General features: G+C 32.4%; 17 protein-coding genes. 8 read left to right on the plus strand and 9 right to left on the minus strand.

Going from position 1 to position 16,048, the window contains the following annotated elements:
- Nucleotides 1-21 precede the first annotated feature (21 nt).
- The 3 genes from IU405_RS08300 (at nucleotide 22) to IU405_RS08310 (ending at nucleotide 2,274) form a co-directional block, all read left to right on the plus strand.
- Nucleotides 22-324, plus strand: a complete 303-nt coding sequence (locus tag IU405_RS08300) for a nucleotidyltransferase family protein (RefSeq protein WP_197438147.1) — start codon at nucleotides 22-24, stop codon at nucleotides 322-324.
- Nucleotides 314-649 (plus strand): DUF86 domain-containing protein, encoded by a 336-nt coding sequence (locus IU405_RS08305; RefSeq protein ID WP_197438148.1) that lies wholly within the window; start codon nucleotides 314-316, stop codon nucleotides 647-649. The genes IU405_RS08300 and IU405_RS08305 overlap by 11 nt, the downstream gene beginning before the upstream one ends.
- A 482-nt stretch (nucleotides 650-1,131) precedes the next feature.
- On the plus strand, nucleotides 1,132-2,274 hold the full coding sequence (locus tag IU405_RS08310; RefSeq protein WP_197438149.1) for a lycopene cyclase family protein: 1,143 nt from the start codon (nucleotides 1,132-1,134) through the stop codon (nucleotides 2,272-2,274).
- Here the strand turns inward: IU405_RS08310 and argH are convergent.
- From argH to IU405_RS08355, 9 genes are all read right to left on the minus strand, one after another.
- Nucleotides 2,271-3,548, minus strand: coding sequence for an argininosuccinate lyase (gene argH, locus IU405_RS08315; RefSeq protein WP_197438150.1), 1,278 nt, complete (start codon nucleotides 3,546-3,548; stop codon nucleotides 2,271-2,273). The genes IU405_RS08310 and argH overlap by 4 nt on opposite strands.
- Before the next feature lie 75 nt (nucleotides 3,549-3,623).
- On the minus strand, nucleotides 3,624-4,703 hold the full coding sequence (locus IU405_RS08320) for a M20 family metallo-hydrolase (protein WP_197438151.1): 1,080 nt from the start codon (nucleotides 4,701-4,703) through the stop codon (nucleotides 3,624-3,626).
- Nucleotides 4,704-5,480 carry an acetylglutamate kinase gene (argB, locus tag IU405_RS08325; protein WP_197438152.1) on the minus strand — a complete coding sequence of 259 codons (777 nt, stop codon included), beginning with the start codon at nucleotides 5,478-5,480 and terminating at the stop codon, nucleotides 4,704-4,706. It lies immediately after the preceding gene.
- A 72-nt stretch (nucleotides 5,481-5,552) separates the two neighbouring features.
- Nucleotides 5,553-6,491, minus strand: a complete 939-nt coding sequence (locus IU405_RS08330; protein WP_197438153.1) for an N-acetylornithine carbamoyltransferase — start codon at nucleotides 6,489-6,491, stop codon at nucleotides 5,553-5,555.
- Nucleotides 6,491-7,615: an aspartate aminotransferase family protein gene (locus IU405_RS08335; protein WP_197438154.1), complete on the minus strand. Its 1,125-nt coding sequence runs from the start codon at nucleotides 7,613-7,615 to the stop codon at nucleotides 6,491-6,493. The genes IU405_RS08330 and IU405_RS08335 overlap by 1 nt, the downstream gene beginning before the upstream one ends.
- Complete coding sequence (gene proC, locus IU405_RS08340) at nucleotides 7,612-8,412, minus strand: pyrroline-5-carboxylate reductase (protein WP_197438155.1); 801 nt, start codon at nucleotides 8,410-8,412, stop codon at nucleotides 7,612-7,614. The genes IU405_RS08335 and proC overlap by 4 nt, the downstream gene beginning before the upstream one ends.
- 12 nt (nucleotides 8,413-8,424) lie before the next feature.
- Nucleotides 8,425-9,402 (minus strand): N-acetyl-gamma-glutamyl-phosphate reductase, encoded by a 978-nt coding sequence (gene argC / locus IU405_RS08345; protein WP_197438156.1) that lies wholly within the window; start codon nucleotides 9,400-9,402, stop codon nucleotides 8,425-8,427.
- Entirely contained in the window at nucleotides 9,402-10,583 is a 1,182-nt protein-coding gene (locus IU405_RS08350) for an argininosuccinate synthase (protein WP_197438157.1), read from the minus strand. The genes argC and IU405_RS08350 overlap by 1 nt, the downstream gene beginning before the upstream one ends.
- Entirely contained in the window at nucleotides 10,580-11,197 is a 618-nt protein-coding gene (locus tag IU405_RS08355; protein WP_197438158.1) for a GNAT family N-acetyltransferase, read from the minus strand. Before IU405_RS08355 ends, IU405_RS08350 begins: the two co-directional genes overlap by 4 nt.
- Nucleotides 11,198-12,222: 1,025 nt before the next feature.
- Between IU405_RS08355 and IU405_RS08360 the strand changes: the two genes are divergently transcribed.
- From IU405_RS08360 to IU405_RS08380, 5 genes are all read left to right on the plus strand, one after another.
- Nucleotides 12,223-12,639, plus strand: coding sequence for a DUF2141 domain-containing protein (locus IU405_RS08360; RefSeq protein WP_197438159.1), 417 nt, complete (start codon nucleotides 12,223-12,225; stop codon nucleotides 12,637-12,639).
- A gap of 29 nt (nucleotides 12,640-12,668) precedes the next feature.
- Complete coding sequence (locus IU405_RS08365) at nucleotides 12,669-14,009, plus strand: histidine kinase (protein WP_197438160.1); 1,341 nt, start codon at nucleotides 12,669-12,671, stop codon at nucleotides 14,007-14,009.
- An 11-nt stretch (nucleotides 14,010-14,020) separates the two neighbouring features.
- Nucleotides 14,021-14,308: a 2TM domain-containing protein gene (locus tag IU405_RS08370; RefSeq protein ID WP_197438161.1), complete on the plus strand. Its 288-nt coding sequence runs from the start codon at nucleotides 14,021-14,023 to the stop codon at nucleotides 14,306-14,308.
- A 4-nt stretch (nucleotides 14,309-14,312) separates the two neighbouring features.
- On the plus strand, nucleotides 14,313-14,651 hold the full coding sequence (locus tag IU405_RS08375) for a 2TM domain-containing protein (protein WP_197438162.1): 339 nt from the start codon (nucleotides 14,313-14,315) through the stop codon (nucleotides 14,649-14,651).
- A 96-nt stretch (nucleotides 14,652-14,747) separates the two neighbouring features.
- Nucleotides 14,748-15,503, plus strand: coding sequence for a LytR/AlgR family response regulator transcription factor (locus IU405_RS08380; RefSeq protein WP_197438163.1), 756 nt, complete (start codon nucleotides 14,748-14,750; stop codon nucleotides 15,501-15,503).
- The last annotated feature ends 545 nt before the right edge of the window (nucleotides 15,504-16,048 follow it).

Consider the following 16,048-nt stretch of genomic DNA (forward strand, 5'->3'; position numbering starts at 1 on the left):
CTTTTTGTTAATAAAACAATTATGCAAATCTCAAAAAAAAATCTTTATGCTATAAAAAATCTCTGCGATACTTATCGTGTGAAAAGATTTTTTGTTTTTGGTTCGGTTTTAAGAAATGATTTTAACGAAAATTCGGATATTGATTTTGTCGTTGATTTTTATGAAAAAGATCCTATAAAGTATACAGATTTATACTTTGATTTGAAAGAAAATCTAGAGAAAATTTTGAAACGACCCATTGATTTGATTGAAGAAAGAGGTATTAAAAACTCCTTTTTTAAAAAGGAAGTAGAAGAGTCAAAAGTTTTGATTTATGGACAATAAATTATACGCTTGGCTTGAAGATATTTCTAGATCTATTGATGAAATCTTTGATTTTCTCCCTGAAAAAAGAGATTTTTCAGAATTTCAAAAAGATTTAAAAACAAAAAAAGCAGTAGAGCGAAATCTTGAAATTATTGGAGAAGCCGTCAATAGAATTTCAAATTATAAAAACAGCGAAATCATCATTCAAAATGCAAAACAGATTATTGGTACAAGAAATCGAATTGCACATGAATATGATACTATTTCAGATGAAGTAATTTGGACAATTATCATCAGAGAATTACCTAAACTTAAGCAAGAAATAGTATTCTTGAAAAAATAATTTTTACAAAAAGTTCTCTTTATCAAAAAGAGCTTTTCTTGAAATAAAATTGAAAAAAATAGAATTAAATGAAATTTTATATTTATGAAAAACTACTTTCAGAATTGAAAATAGTTCGAATACTTTTAATAATTTACACAATTTTACATCCATTATTCATCATATTATTTTATTTAAATTTTATTGAATTTTCTTTTGAATTAATTTTTGGTATTAAAATCGTTTTTGTTTTAACTTTCTTAACATTCATTTGGTTGAGATTGCCAATTAGTAATTTCGACAAAATTGGAGAAACTATATTAATTTGTTTATTTGGATTATTCGCACTATGGATGTGGATTCCTGATAGAAAACAACTAAATGAAATGATAATTAATTATAATTCTAAAATTTGAAAATTATATTTTTATAATAGGTTTAATTTGGAAAATTGAATTGCATCAAAAAAGTCAAAAATTTGTAATAAAAGTACATACACAAATATGATAAATAATTACGATTACATACTTGTTGGTGCAGGAGCTTCTGGGTTAATGATGGCATACAGAATGTCAAAAGACACTTTTTTTGACAATAAAAAAATCCTAATTATTGATCAAGAAAAAAAATCAATCAACGATCGTACTTGGTGTTTTTGGGAAAAGAAAGAAGGTGAATGGGATGATATTCTCGTCAAATCTTGGAAAAAAATTCAATTCAAATCTCATATTCATTCGCTAGAAGAATCTATTTTTCCGTATCAATACAAAATGATACGCAGTGAAAAATTCTATGATACAATTTGGAAACAATTAGCGAATAAAACCAATATTACTTTTATTGAATCCGCTGTTTTGAGTATTCATCAAGAAGAAAATTCAGCAAAAGTGGTTACTTCTAAATCAACGTTTCATTCAAAAACGGTAATCAACAGCGTACTTTTTTCTGATGAGTATAAGACACAGACTGAATATCCAGTATTGCAACAGCATTTTGTAGGATTTTTTATCAAAACCGAAAGTGAGTCTTTTGATGATGAAAAAGCCACTTTTATGGATTTTAAAATTCCACAAAAAGGAAATACTCGATTTATGTATGTGTTGCCTTTTAGCAAAAACGAAGCGCTTTTTGAATATACCTTGTTTTCAGAAAAATTGTTGCCCATTTCCGAATACGAAGCTGAAATCGAAACCTATCTGAAAGAAAAAAACATCACCAACTACACCATTACCGAAAAAGAAAAAGGTTCCATTCCAATGACTTGTTATCATTTTTGGAAACAGAATTCTGAAAATATCATTCATATTGGTACTGCTGGAGGTTGGTCAAAAGCAAGTACAGGGTTTACGTTTAAAAACACCACAAAAAAAACCATTCAGTTAATAGCCCATTTAAAAGAAGGAAAACCTTTGCAAACGTTTCATAAAGTCAATAAATTTTGGTTTTATGACTTATTATTATTGGATATTTTGCACGAAAAAAATTATTTGGGTGCAACACTTTTTGGACAATTGTTCAAAAGGACTTCTGTAGAAAAGATTTTAAAATTTTTAGACGAAGAAACGACCTTTACAGAAGATTTATCCATCATGTTGAAAATGCCTCCTGCCAATTTTATACGTGCAATTTTTAAGCGGGTTTTCTAATCTCTAGGAAACTTTTTCCGAATTTCTTCCAAGCCCAAATTGTGAATACTTCCCATGTGCGTATGGTTTTTGCCCAACGTTGCTTTGTAAGTTCCTGATTGCACTTCACCACCAATTTTCTGATACGCTTCTCTAAAACTCATGCCTTCAGTCACTAGATTATTGATGCTATCAACGGTAAATAAATAGTGGTATTTTTCATCATTCAAATCAATTTCTTTCACCATAATTTGCTGAATGGCAAAGTTGAAAATGTCTAAAATGTTTTTTACATCTTCAAAAGCATTGATCATATTTTCTTTCAATAACTGAAAATCTCGGTGATAACCAGAAGGTAAATTATTGGTAATCAATATCATTTCTGTTTGCAAAGCCTGAATTTTATTGCATTTTCCACGAATCAATTCAAACACATCAGGATTTTTTTTATGTGGCATAATACTACTTCCAGTAGTCAATTCGTCTGGAAAAGAAATAAAACCAAAATTCTGACTCATATACAAACAAATATCCATGGAAAAACGCGCTAATGTATTGCACAAACCACCCAAAGCAGCTGCAATGGAACGCTCACTTTTTCCTCTGCTCATTTGTGCAGCCACTACATTGAATTTTAACGTACTGAAATTCATTTCTTTAGTCGTGAATTCTCTGTCAATAGGAAATGAACTTCCATAACCTGCAGCAGAACCCAAAGGATTTTGATCCACAATTTTTGAAACGGCATTTAACAAGTAAACATCATCAATGAGCAATTCTGCATAGGCTGAAAACCACAATCCAAAAGAAGATGGCATAGCCACTTGCAAATGTGTATAGCCAGGTAAGAGTTGGTTTTTGTGTGTTTCTGCCAAGTGTAAAAGTGTGTCAAAAAGGGTTTTTACTTTTTGGTTTACATCGCTTAAATTTTCTTTATAATACAATTGCAAAGCCACCAAAACTTGGTCATTTCTGGAGCGTGCAGTGTGAATTTTCTTACCAACTTCCCCAAATTTTTGAGTCAATTCCCACTCAATTTTAGAGTGTACATCTTCAAAAGAATCTTCAATGATAAATGTTCCATTTTCAATATCATTGGCAATATTTTGCAAACCAATTTCCAACTCTTTCCATTCCTTTTCCGAAATCAATCTAATGGAATGCAGCATTTTAGCATGCGCCAATGATGCAATGACATCATATTTTGCAATGTGCATATCAATTTCTCGATCATTTCCAACCGTGAAAAGTTCTATTTTTTTATCAATTGAAAATCCTTTATCCCAAAGTTTCATTGTTTTCGCTTTTAGTTTTTAGCTTTTAGAGAAATTCTCTTAATTCTATTCTCTTTAATCTTTATTCTTTTCTCTTTATTCTTTTCTCTTTATTAAAACCTTCTCCAACAACTCCACATAAATCGCAATTCCCTCTTCAATTTCAGCCAAATAAATAAATTCATCAGCAGAATGTGAACGTGTGCTATCTCCAGGGCCTAATTTTAATGATTGACAACTCAGCACAGATTGGTCTGACAATGTTGGTGAGCCATATGTTTTTCTTCCAATCGAAATTCCCGCTTTTACCAACTCATGTTCTATAGAAATAGAGGAGGAGTTGAGGCGTAAACTACGAGGTGTAATTTTAGTACAAGGTGCTTTTTCTTGCAAAATAGTAGCAATTTCCTGATTTGAATAGGCATCATTTACACGAACGTCAATTACCAAATCAACATGCGCAGGAACTACATTGTGTTGTTTTCCAGCATTGATTTGTGTAACTGTCATTTTTACATCTCCCAATGTTTGTGATTTTTTCTCAAATGTAAAATCTTTGAACCATTGCAACAAATCAATCAATTTATAAATCGGATTGTCATTATTTGGATGAGCTGCATGACTTGCAGTGCCTTCTAAAACCGCATCAAAAACCACCAAACCTTTTTCGGCAACTGCTAAATTCATCAACGTTGGTTCGCCAACAATGGCAACATCAATTTTTGGAATGATGGACAACATGCTGTTCAAACCATTTTCGCCACTACTTTCCTCTTCAGCAGAAGCAACAATTACCAAATTGTATTTTAAATTTTCGTGATGATAAAAATAAGTAAAAGTGGCTATTAATGACACCAAACAACCTCCAGCATCATTGCTTCCCAAACCATACAATTTTCCGTCTTCAACTATGGCTTCAAACGGATTTTTAGTGTACGCTGAATTTGGTTTTACAGTATCATGATGTGAATTTAATAATAACGTAGGTTTGCTTTCATCAAAAAAATTGTTGATAGCCCAAATGTTATTTTTCGTTCTTTGAAACGGAATTTCAAACTGCTTGAACCAATTTTCAATTAAAAGAGCGGTTTTGTCTTCTTCGGATGAAAAAGACGGAGTTTCAATCAACTTTTTTAAAAGCGTTATGGCTTCGTTTGTAAGTTTTTTGAGTTCCATTTATAGTGTTATTTTTGTGAAATGATTGTTTTCTTTTGTCAATATGTTGGTGTTTCCCATAAAAACGGCATAAACACCATTTTTTAAGGCATCAAAGCAATTTTCTAGTTTTGGTAACATACCGTCTGAAATAATTCCAGCAGCTAATAACTCTTTATAACTCTCTGAATTGATTTGTGTAATCACTGAGTTTTTATCCTCAATATTTTCTAAAACCCCATTCAATTCGAAACAATAATAAATAGAAGTTTCGTAATTTTTACTCATTCCAATGGCAATTTGACTTGTAATGGTATCCGCATTGGTATTTAACAGTTGTCCTTTTCCATCATGGGTAATGGCACAAAAAACAGGCGTAAAATTGGCACTTATCAACACCTCAATTGCTTGGTTATCCACATTTTTTACATCACCTACAAAACCATAATCGATCTCTTTTACAGGGCGTTTATCAGAAAGAATACTATTGCCATCAGCACCTGACAAACCAATGGCATTTGTTTTTAGTGCTTGCAATTTGGCAACCATATTTTTGTTTACCAAACCACCATAAACCATGGTAATGACTTCTAAAGTAGCAGTATCTGTAATACGTCTTCCATTGATTAAGGTTGATTCAATTCCAAATTTATGAGCCATTTGTGTCGCTTTTTTGCCACCACCATGAACCAATATTTTCTTTCCTTTGATATTTGAAAATAACTGCAAAAAATCATTCAAAGCAGTTTCATCTTCAATAATATTTCCGCCTATTTTTACAATTGATAATTTTTCCATAAGTGCTGAACTTGTTTCAGTAACTTTTTGTTTTATTTTAGATTCTGAATCAAGTTCAGAATTCCGAAGACTTTACAAGTCTTCTACTATTTTTTTCAATACCAATTGCGCAGCAAAAGTTCTATTATTCGCTTGCTGAATCACCAAAGAATTTTCGGAATCCAAGACAGCATCTTCTACCACAACATTTCTTCTGACGGGCAAACAATGCATGAATTTGGCATCACCAATTTTCTCTTTGGTAATCATCCAATCCAAATCTGTTTTTACTATTTGACCATAATCATCATACGAACTCCAATTTTTAGCATAGACAAAATCAGCATTTTTAAAAGCCTCTTTTTGATCATGCATAATTGTGGTGTTTTTGGTGATTCTTTTATCAAGATTATATTCTTCTGGATTTGTGATGACAAAATCAACGTCCATTTTTTGCATGGCTTCTACAAAACTATTGGCGACTGCATGAGGCAAGGCTTTTACGTGAGGTGCCCAAGACAATACGACTTTTGGTCTTTTTTTGGTGGTATTTTCTGCAATTGTAATCGCGTCAGTCAAACCTTGCAAAGGATGACTTGTAGCACTTTCCATGTTGATAATTGGCACAGAAGCGTATTTTATAAAGGCATTTAATACCTGTTCACGTTCGTCTTTTTCTTTGTCTTTCAACGTTGGAAACGCACGCACTGCAATCACATCACAATATTGAGAAACCACAGCAGCAGCTTCTTTGATATGTTCAGCTGTTGTGCCATTCATGATGCTTCCATTTTCGAATTCAATTCCCCAAGCATCTTCATACACATTCATCACAATCGTGTCCATTCCCAAATTCAAGGCTGCTTTTTGAGTACTTAAACGCGTTCGTAAACTTGAATTGAAAAACAACAACCCCAAGGTTTTGTGTTTGCCCAATTTTTTATCTTTCAAAGGATTTTCCTTTATTTTTCTAGCTTCTTTAATCCAAGAATGAATATCAGAAATGTCTTGAATAGACGCGTAATGTTTCATTATAATTCACTTTTTAGGGCATCCATAAATAGATCAATATGCTTTTTTTGGATGGTTAAGGGTGGCAAAATTCGGATTACAAATTGATTTTTCGCATTTCCAGTAAAAATATGATGCGTATTGATGAGTTTCTTTCTGAGTTCTGCAATCGGGAAATCAAATTCCAATCCCAACATCAATCCACGACCTTTGATTCTTTTTACTTGAGGAATTTCTTGCGCTTTTTCTATAAAATACTGAGACATATTTCTCGCATTTTCCATCAATTTTTCTTCTTCAATCACATTTAACACCGTTAAAGAAGCTGCACAAGCCAGGTGATTTCCGCCAAAAGTAGTTCCTAGTAATCCAAAAGATGCTTTGATGTGATTGTGAATTAAAATGCCACCAACAGGAAATCCGTTACCCATTCCTTTTGCAATCGAAATAATATCAGGAGTTACCTTGTATTTTTGATATGCAAAAAAGTTGCCTGTTCTTCCAAATCCTGATTGCACTTCATCTGCAATAAAACAAGCTCCGTATTTTTTACAAAGTGCATCAATGCCTTCATAAAATTCAGGAGTACTTTCGTCCAAACCTCCAACTCCTTGAATACATTCAATGATTACAGCGCAAACATCGTTTTTTGAAAGTGCTTTTTCCAAAGCCTCCAAATCACCCAAAGGCAAAATTTCCACTTCTTGTTGCGCGTTTAAAGGCGCAATAATTTTGGCATCATCTGTGGCAACAACAGCAGCAGAAGTTCGTCCGTGAAAACTGTTTTTAAAAGCAATAATTTTTTTCTTGTTGGTATGAAATGACGCTAATTTTAAGGCATTTTCATTGGCTTCAGCACCAGAATTGCACATAAACAACTCATAATCAATACAACAAGAAAGTTGTCCTAGCTTTTCTGACAAGGCTACTTGCAATGGATTTTGAATAGAATTGCTATAAAATCCCAAATTTGCCACTTGATGACTCACGGCTTCCACATATTTTGGATGCGAATGTCCAATAGAAATCACTGCATGACCTCCATATAAATCCAAATATTCAATCCCTTTGTCATCATATACATACACGTCTTTTGCCTTTACGGGTGTGATGTCAAACAAAGGATATACATTAAACAAACTCATAGTTGTTCTTTTTTAATCACGTTAATTTTGTTGAAAGAAGCGACCATTCCATGAATCAAAGACGAACTCAATCCTTTGTGTTCCATTTCATTCAAACCTTCTATAGTGCAGCCTTTTGGCGTGGTTACTTTGTCAATTTCTTCTTCAGGATGATTGCCATTTGCAATCAATAAATTGGCAGCACCATCACAAGTAAACATTGCCAATTCTTGTGCTTCTTTGGCATCAAAACCCAATTGGATAGCTGCTTGTGTGGTGGCTCTAATCAAACGCATCCAAAAAGCAATACCACTAGCACAAACTACAGTAGCTGCCTGCATTTGCGCTTCTGGAATTGTCATGGAATGTCCTAATCTGTTAAAAATAGCTTCTGCGATTTTAATGCGTTGTTTTCCCAATTCATTGCTACACAAACAAGTCATCGATTTTCCTACAGCAATGGCAGTATTTGGCATGGCTCTAATGATAAATGCTTCACTACCAATCACTTCTTCAATTCTACGAATGCTAAATCCTGTAATGGTAGAAATAATTACATGTTTATTCGTCAAAAATGGTTTTATTTCTTTCAGGATATTTTCAAAATGAGCTGGTTGCACAGCAAATATCAGAATATCAGATTGCTGAATTGCCTCTGCATTGCTCGTTGTTAAAAACACGTTTTTATATCCGTCAAATTCTGAAATGCTTTCTAAATTTCTTTTGGTAAGGTATAAAGAAGTGATGGCATTGTTGATTATTAACCCTTTTGCAATGGATTTCCCCAAATTTCCTGTTCCGATGATGGCTATTTTCATGTTCGCTTTTTTTTAAAAATAATTGGCTTTGCTGTTCAACCCCAAGGTTTCAGGAAAACCTAAAATCAAGTTCATATTTTGAATTGCTTGGCCTGATGCACCTTTCAATAGATTATCTATAATACTTGTAATCAATAATTTATCGTTTTGTTTTGACAAGTGTAATAAACATTTATTGGTATTGACCACTTGTTTTAAATGCAATTCATTGTCAGAAACAAACGTGAATGCAGCATCCTTGTAATAGGATTTATACATTTCTTTGGCTTCATCAATACTTCCTGTAAACTTTGTATACACAGTGGCGAAAATACCTCTAGAGAAATTTCCTCTGTTTGGAATAAAGTTGATTTCTGATGAAAAGTCAGGCTGTAGATTTTGTACAGTTTGGTTGATTTCATCCAAATGTTGATGCGAAAAGGCTTTGTAATGTGAAAAATTATTGTCTCTCCAGGGAAAATGTGAACTTGCAGAAAGCGAAGTTCCAGCACCTGTAGCACCTGTAACTGCATGAATATGAACATCATCAAACAGTAATTGATGAGCAGCTAAAGGCAAAATAGCCAATTGCAATGCTGTTGCAAAACAACCTGGATTGGCAATATAGGTAGCTCTTTTTATTTTTTCTCTTTGCAGTTCAGGCAAACCATATACAAAATCTTTTCCTTCAAAGCTCTGATCAGCTATCAATCTGAAATCATTGCTTAAATCAATGACAACCGTATTTTCTGAAAAAGAGTTTTCTTTTAAAAACTGGGTTGAATTTCCATGTCCTAAACATAAAAATAAAACATCAACATCAGCATTGATGCTATCTATAAACTTCAAATCAGTATCACCAAACAAATCTTGATGAACATCATAAATTTTATTTCCTGCGTTGGAAGTGCTGTATACAAAATTAATTTCAGCTTTTGGGTGTTGCAATAACAAACGAATCAATTCGCCAGCTGTATATCCTGCACCACCAATAATTCCTACTTGAATCATTATTCGTCGTTGTTTACTTGTTGATAAATTTTATTCTGATTTCCCAAAATCTTGATAAATCCTTTGGCGTCATCAGCTGTCCAAACTTTGTTTTCTTCGCCATAACTTCCGAATTTAGCATTCATCAAATCATGAGGAGAAGAAACGCCATCCAAAGTAAAATGATACGGTTTTAGTGTTACAAACACGCTTCCTGATACATTTTTTTGACTACTTTCTAAAAAAGCTTCCATATTTCTCATCACAGGATCTAAATATTGTCCTTCGTGCAAATGCATTCCATAGAAACTTGCCAAATATTCTTTGTGTTGCAATTGCCATTTGGTAAGCGTGTGTTTTTCCAATAAATGATGCGCTTTGATGGTAATTAAAGCAGCAGCCGCTTCAAAACCAACTCTTCCTTTGATACCAACAATGGTGTCTCCCACATGAATATCTCTACCAATAGCATATTTTGTAGCAAAGAAATTCAACAATTCAATACATTTTTCAGGGTCATCAATTTTGCCATTTACAGCTACCAAATTTCCTTTATTGAATGTCAACACCACTTTTTGATAGCCTTCTTTTTCCAATTGAGATGGATAGGCACTTTCTGGCAAAGGCATCGTAGATGTTAAAGTTTCTTCACCACCCACACTAGTTCCCCACAAACCTTTGTTGACAGAATATTTTGCTTTTTCCCAAGGCATGTTGATTCCTTCGGATTTCAAATAATCAATTTCTTCTTGTCTTGTCAATTTTTCATCTCTAATAGGAGTGATGATGGTAATATGTGGCGCCAATGTTTGAAAAATCATATCAAAACGCACTTGGTCATTTCCTGCTCCTGTACTTCCATGCGCGATGAATTCGGCATTGATACTTTTCGCATATTCAATGATTTCAATGGCTTGAATGATACGTTCAGCACTTACAGATAAAGGGTACGTATTGTTTTTCAGTACATTTCCAAACACCAAATATTTCACTACTTTTTGATAAAAAGACGAAACAGCATCAATACATTTATAGGTAGAAACACCCATTTTATAGGCATTTTTCTCGATATTTTTGATGTCTCCCTCAGTAAAACCTCCTGTGTTTACAGTAACTGCATGAACTTTGTATTTTTTTGATAATTTAACAGCACAATAGGAAGTATCCAACCCTCCACTATACGCAATAACTAATTTTTTCATTTCTTTTCTTTTTTTAAGAACAAGTTTTGTTTCATGTTTTTTAATCTATAAAAAACCTTTTCTTTGATTTTTTTGGGTGCTTCTTTTGATTGATTGTTTGGGTCATATAGCATCCCTGTACACAAGCACATTTTTCTGTTGGTTCTTGTCAACACATCATAATTGACACAGGTTTGACAACCATCCCAAAAAGTGGGATCGTCTGTTAATTCTGAAAAAGTAACCGGTTTATATCCCAAACTTGTGTTGAGTTTCATCACAGCCAAACCAGTGGTGATACTAAAAATTTTAGCATCTGGAAATTTGGTTCTTGAATGGTCAAAAATGACTTGTTTGATTTTTTTAGACAATCCTAGACCTCTATAATCAGGATGAACAATCAACCCAGAATTGGCAACAAATTTTCCATGTCCCCATTTTTCGATATAGCAAAATCCGGCAAATTTATCACCATCTAAGGCAATAACAGCGTTGCCATTTTCCATTTTGGTGGCAATATATTCTGGTTTACGCTTGGCAATTCCTGTGCCTCTCACTTTTGCAGCATCTTCTATAGTTTTGCAAATGATTTCTGCGTATCCAATATGGCTTTTATCAGCAATGACAATTTTCATTGAAATTGAAATTTAGTAAGTTTAAAAATGTTTTTTTGTCGATTTTTCAAGAGTAGAATTGGACTCACCTAATTCTGTTAAAATGCACAAACCCCTAAGGGCGAGTGGTAAAATGACGAGAAATTGTAACATTGTTATTGTGTAAAATAACGTGAGAATGTTGATGAGCTTTGATTGATTTTTTCATGAATTGAAATAAAAATTGATTGAACTTGAATAGTATTGGTATCTAACAAAAGATTAACAGCGTCTGCAAAGCAAACGCTTACTGGGTACTATTGAAGTATAATTTTTATTTATGGTCACTTGAATCATAGAGTAAAAGTATATATTTTTTAAAACTTATTATTAAAAACAAGGTATTTTTTTATCAGTTTTATCAAATCATAAATAAAATAAGGTTTGAGTTATGAAATATGTAGTAGAAATTAAAATAAATACATTTTTGGTAATTTTTAACCTTTTAGTGTCTTTCAATTTTTACTACCATGAAACAACATAGAAACATAGTATTTATAGAACTATTTGGTGTAATTGAATTTTAAAATGAAATTGCCACGAATTCACGAATTTTTTATAACTATGAATCCAATAAATTTAAATTTTCATCAAAGATGAAAACAATTATGGTGATGAAATCCATAAAATTGGTGAATTCGCGGCAAAAAAATCTATTTTATTGTCCAATAAAATAATGATATCCAACAGGTTTTTTACAGTATGTATAAAGACGTTTCACTCAGTTTCAGAACATCATAGCTATGTGAAACCCAAGAATTGGGCTATCTTTTCCTTTTTTCTATGTTTCTCCTATGTGGTTTTATAATGATTGTTGCTTTCCTACTTTTTCCCTTCATGAGAAGGCGCTTTGGAATATTTAAACTGTGTGGTAGGTATTGATTTTATTCAGTAGGTGATTGATGACAATTCATCCGTTAAAAAATACAGTTCGGTTAGAATCAATTTTTTAAAGCGAAATCCTGTCGCACTTTTGTGGCATCAATAATCTTAAAAACAGAGAAATTATGAAATTAGTAACATCAATCGTAGTAATGGCAGTTTTATTCATCACGAATTCAGTAACTGCTCAAGAGAAAGCAACCATCACAGCAGAAGTCATCAATGTTTCTTCTGATACTGGAAAAGTAGGTTTTGCATTGTATGACAAAGCATCCTTCATGTTGAAACCTATTCAAGCAGCAAATGCTAAAATTGTAGACGGAAAAAGTATCATCACTTTTGAAAATGTAGATTTTGGTGACTATGCCATCATTTGTTATCATGACAAAAACGACAATGACAAAATGGATTTTTCGCCTAATGGAATGCCTATTGAAGATTATGGCGCATCCAATAATGTGATGACATATGGACCTCCAACTTTTGATGGTGCAAAGTTTGCAGTTTCAGAGAAAAATGTATCTTTAAAGATTAAATTTTAAGATTCTTTTTAACTATAAAATTGAATAAAATGATGACTGGCATCACAAAAGAGAATATCAAAGAAGGAGCATTGATTAGCTTAAAAATTACCATCATTTTTGGGCTTTTATTTACCATTATCAATCAAAATTTTGATCTAAAATCAATTGTAGCTTCTTTTGTCATATCGGGTATTTATTCTTTTGGATTGGGTTTTGGACAAGGTTTGTTGAATGACTATTTGAGCGTAAAATGGTCTTGGATAGACAATACCAAACAACGTGTTTGGTCTGGGGTTGTTGCCACCATTTCCTATACGGTTCCTGTAGTGTTGTTTATCAATTACATGCAATTTGTGATTATCCCTGGAAAAAGTTCTGATGCTTTTTTAAACGGAGAATACCTTTGGACGCATCTTTTTTTCACTATTCTTTCTTTCGGAATTTCAGCTTTTTTACATGCGAGAAGTTTTATGATTGAATGGAAAAAATCAGTAAAACAAGAAAGCACCCAACAACAAATTGTTGCAAAAACAGAAACCGCCAAATTCGAATCGTTAAAAAGCCAAATTGATCCTCATTTTTTATTCAATAGTTTGAATGTATTGACCAGTTTGATTAGTGAAAATCCCAGTCAGGCAGAAAAGTTTACGACCAAATTGTCAAAAGTGTACAGATATGTTTTGGAGCAAAGAAACAAGGATTTGATTCCATTATCGGAAGAATTGACCTTTGCAAAAACTTATATGGAGCTTTTAGGAATGCGTTTTGAAGACGCTGTACAGTTCCATATTCCTGAAACAGTTAGCAATCAAGATTTGAAAATTGTGCCACTATCACTGCAATTATTGCTAGAAAACGCCGTAAAACACAATGTAGTTTCACCTTCAAAACCATTGACCATCAGTATTTATGAAGACCAAGACTATTTAGTGATTGAAAACAACGTAAACCCTAAAGAAGCTGTTGGGAAAAGTACCAAAGTTGGGTTGCAAAACATTGCTGATAGGTATGGTTTGATCACACAAAAAAGTGTACAAATAGAAAATAATAACAAAACATTTAAGGTGAGGATTCCTCTCTTAATTAAAATGAACAACATCATGTATCAAGAAAATATAGAAAACAGTAAGTATGTAAGAGCCGTAGAAAAAGTGGAACGATTAAAAGAATTTTACCAAAGTTTAGCTTCCTACTGCATCGTAATTCCAGTCTTAATTTTTATCAATTTGCATTTTTCACCAAGATTCTATTGGTTTTGGTTTCCGTTGATATTTTGGGGAATTAGTTTGATATTCAAATATTTGGAAGTTCAAAATTTCAATATATTTTTAGGGAAAAACTGGGAAGAAAGAAAGATCAAAGAATTGATGAATCAAGAAAAACAATAAAACAACACACTATGAATTCAACATTTAACAATCAACAAGCGTACGAAAAAGCTCAAAAAAGAGTCAAAGAAATCAAAGGATTTTACTCACACCTTATCACTTATTGTTTGGTAATTCCGGTCATTATCTTTGTCAATCTCAGATTTACACCTGGCTTTTATTGGTTTTGGTTTTCAGCCTTAGGGTGGGGATTGGGTCTATTTTTTCATTGGTTGGGAATTTTCGGATTTCGACTATTAGGTTTCGGAAAAGATTGGGAAGAGCGCAAAATAAAAGAATTTATGAATCAAAATAATTAATACTATGGATCAGCAGTTTTCAAAAGAACAAAGTTACCTTCGTGCCAAAAAACGAGTAAAAGATATCAAAGGATTTTATGTTCATTTGGTCGTATTTATTGCAGTAAATGTATTTATTAGCGGTATCATCATCTTCGGATTGATGAAAAGTGGAGATAGTTTTGGAGTAGCCATTTCCAACTTTGGTGTGTATTCTACACCATTATTTTGGGGAATTGGATTGTTTTTTCATTGGTTTGGAGTTTTCGGAGTTCAATTCTTTGGATTAGGAAAAGATTGGGAAGACCGCAAAATCAAAGAGTTTTTAGAGAAAGAAAACAACCCTTATAACAAACAACAATAATGATGAAATCGCCCATACGTTATGGTCTGATTACCAAATCAGCCATCCGTAAAGGGCAATTTTATAAGTAACCGCGAAATCATAAAATAAAAACCTATGAAAGTTGTTATTATCGAAGACGAAAAACCCGCAGCAAGAAGACTCAGCAGAATGTTGGCAGCGTTGGATATGGAAGTGGAAGAAATGTTGCATTCTGTTGAGGAATCCTTAAATTGGTTGCAAAACAACGAGCATCCTGAATTGATTTTTTTAGACATTCAATTGTCTGACGGATTGTCTTTCGAGATTTTTGAAGAAATAGAGGTAAAGAGCGCCATTATTTTTACGACGGCATATGATGAATATGCGTTGAGGGCCTTCAAATTGAATTCCATAGATTATTTGTTGAAACCCATTGACGAAGATGAATTGGCAGCAGCTGTGGCTCAATACAAAAAATCACAACCTAAAAAACAGGAAGTGATGGTCAATTTGGATGAGATTAAAAAACTGTTAGTCAATCCTTTAGATAGAAAATTCAAAAGACGTTTGTCTATCAAAGTGGGTGCGCATATTAAAATAATTTCAACAGATGCCATAGAGTGTTTTTACAGCGAAAACAAAGCAACCTATGCTTATACCCAAGAAAAAAGAAGTTTTTTATTAGACAATTCTTTAGAAACCTGGGAAGAACAATTGGATCCTGAGCAGTTTTTCAGAGTAAATCGCACCTTTATTGTAAACATTCATGCCATTAAAGACATTGTTTCGTATTCAAATTCGCGCTTAAAACTGATTTTAAATTCCTATTCAGAAACGGAAATTATTGTGAGTAGAGAACGTGTGAAGGATTTTAAGAGTTGGATAGAGTAAATCAGTTCTGAGTTTAAAATTAAATAATAATTTATTAATCATCATTTACATCAATTTATAGTTTTAATTATTTGAGTTTTTTTCAAAATTATTTATAAAAAAGGGTTAAGAATTTTTTAAATTTCAATTCACTCACATAAAATAACAATTCACTATATTTTTGTTTTTATTAAGGATGATAAGTTACACATTTGATGAAAATTACAAATTATCATGAAAATTTTCAAACCAATATTAATTGCCTTAAGTGTTACAATTCTTTTACATCTAATATCTGTTTTCGTTATTTATGCCCTAGATCATTTAGATAATGCAGAGATTCAAGATACAATAACTAATTTACCTTTATCTTTTTCTTTGTTTTTTATACCTATATTTTTCTCTTTATTTTTTTTTGATAAAAATAAAAGTAAGGTTGAAAATATATTTAAACCAGCATTAATTTCAATGGTATTATTGAGTTTATTTGAAATAATATTCTCTGTATTTTTTAGGAATAGGCCACATTTTAGCTATTTTGATGCAACTAACTTTAGAGTTTTTAG

The organism is Polaribacter sp. BAL334, assembly GCF_015767435.1.
Classification (GTDB): Bacteria; Bacteroidota; Bacteroidia; order Flavobacteriales; family Flavobacteriaceae; genus Polaribacter.

What these genes read in the sequence shown, in the direction of transcription:
- IU405_RS08330 (WP_197438153.1), bottom strand. Translation starts at nt 6,491, where the DNA reads ATGAAACATTACGCGTCTATTCAAGACATTTCTGATATTCATTCTTGG.
- IU405_RS08365 (WP_197438160.1), top strand. Translation starts at nt 12,669, where the DNA reads ATGATGACTGGCATCACAAAAGAGAATATCAAAGAAGGAGCATTGATT.
- IU405_RS08375 (WP_197438162.1), top strand. Translation starts at nt 14,313, where the DNA reads ATGGATCAGCAGTTTTCAAAAGAACAAAGTTACCTTCGTGCCAAAAAA.
- IU405_RS08305 (WP_197438148.1), top strand. Translation starts at nt 314, where the DNA reads ATGGACAATAAATTATACGCTTGGCTTGAAGATATTTCTAGATCTATT.
- IU405_RS08350 (WP_197438157.1), bottom strand. Translation starts at nt 10,583, where the DNA reads ATGAAAAAATTAGTTATTGCGTATAGTGGAGGGTTGGATACTTCCTAT.
- IU405_RS08360 (WP_197438159.1), top strand. Translation starts at nt 12,223, where the DNA reads ATGAAATTAGTAACATCAATCGTAGTAATGGCAGTTTTATTCATCACG.
- IU405_RS08355 (WP_197438158.1), bottom strand. Translation starts at nt 11,197, where the DNA reads ATGAAAATTGTCATTGCTGATAAAAGCCATATTGGATACGCAGAAATC.
- proC (WP_197438155.1), bottom strand. Translation starts at nt 8,412, where the DNA reads ATGAAAATAGCCATCATCGGAACAGGAAATTTGGGGAAATCCATTGCA.
- argH (WP_197438150.1), bottom strand. Translation starts at nt 3,548, where the DNA reads ATGAAACTTTGGGATAAAGGATTTTCAATTGATAAAAAAATAGAACTT.
- IU405_RS08310 (WP_197438149.1), top strand. Translation starts at nt 1,132, where the DNA reads ATGATAAATAATTACGATTACATACTTGTTGGTGCAGGAGCTTCTGGG.
- argC (WP_197438156.1), bottom strand. Translation starts at nt 9,402, where the DNA reads ATGATTCAAGTAGGAATTATTGGTGGTGCAGGATATACAGCTGGCGAA.
- IU405_RS08335 (WP_197438154.1), bottom strand. Translation starts at nt 7,615, where the DNA reads ATGAGTTTGTTTAATGTATATCCTTTGTTTGACATCACACCCGTAAAG.
- IU405_RS08370 (WP_197438161.1), top strand. Translation starts at nt 14,021, where the DNA reads ATGAATTCAACATTTAACAATCAACAAGCGTACGAAAAAGCTCAAAAA.
- argB (WP_197438152.1), bottom strand. Translation starts at nt 5,480, where the DNA reads ATGGAAAAATTATCAATTGTAAAAATAGGCGGAAATATTATTGAAGAT.
- IU405_RS08300 (WP_197438147.1), top strand. Translation starts at nt 22, where the DNA reads ATGCAAATCTCAAAAAAAAATCTTTATGCTATAAAAAATCTCTGCGAT.
- IU405_RS08380 (WP_197438163.1), top strand. Translation starts at nt 14,748, where the DNA reads ATGAAAGTTGTTATTATCGAAGACGAAAAACCCGCAGCAAGAAGACTC.
- IU405_RS08320 (WP_197438151.1), bottom strand. Translation starts at nt 4,703, where the DNA reads ATGGAACTCAAAAAACTTACAAACGAAGCCATAACGCTTTTAAAAAAG.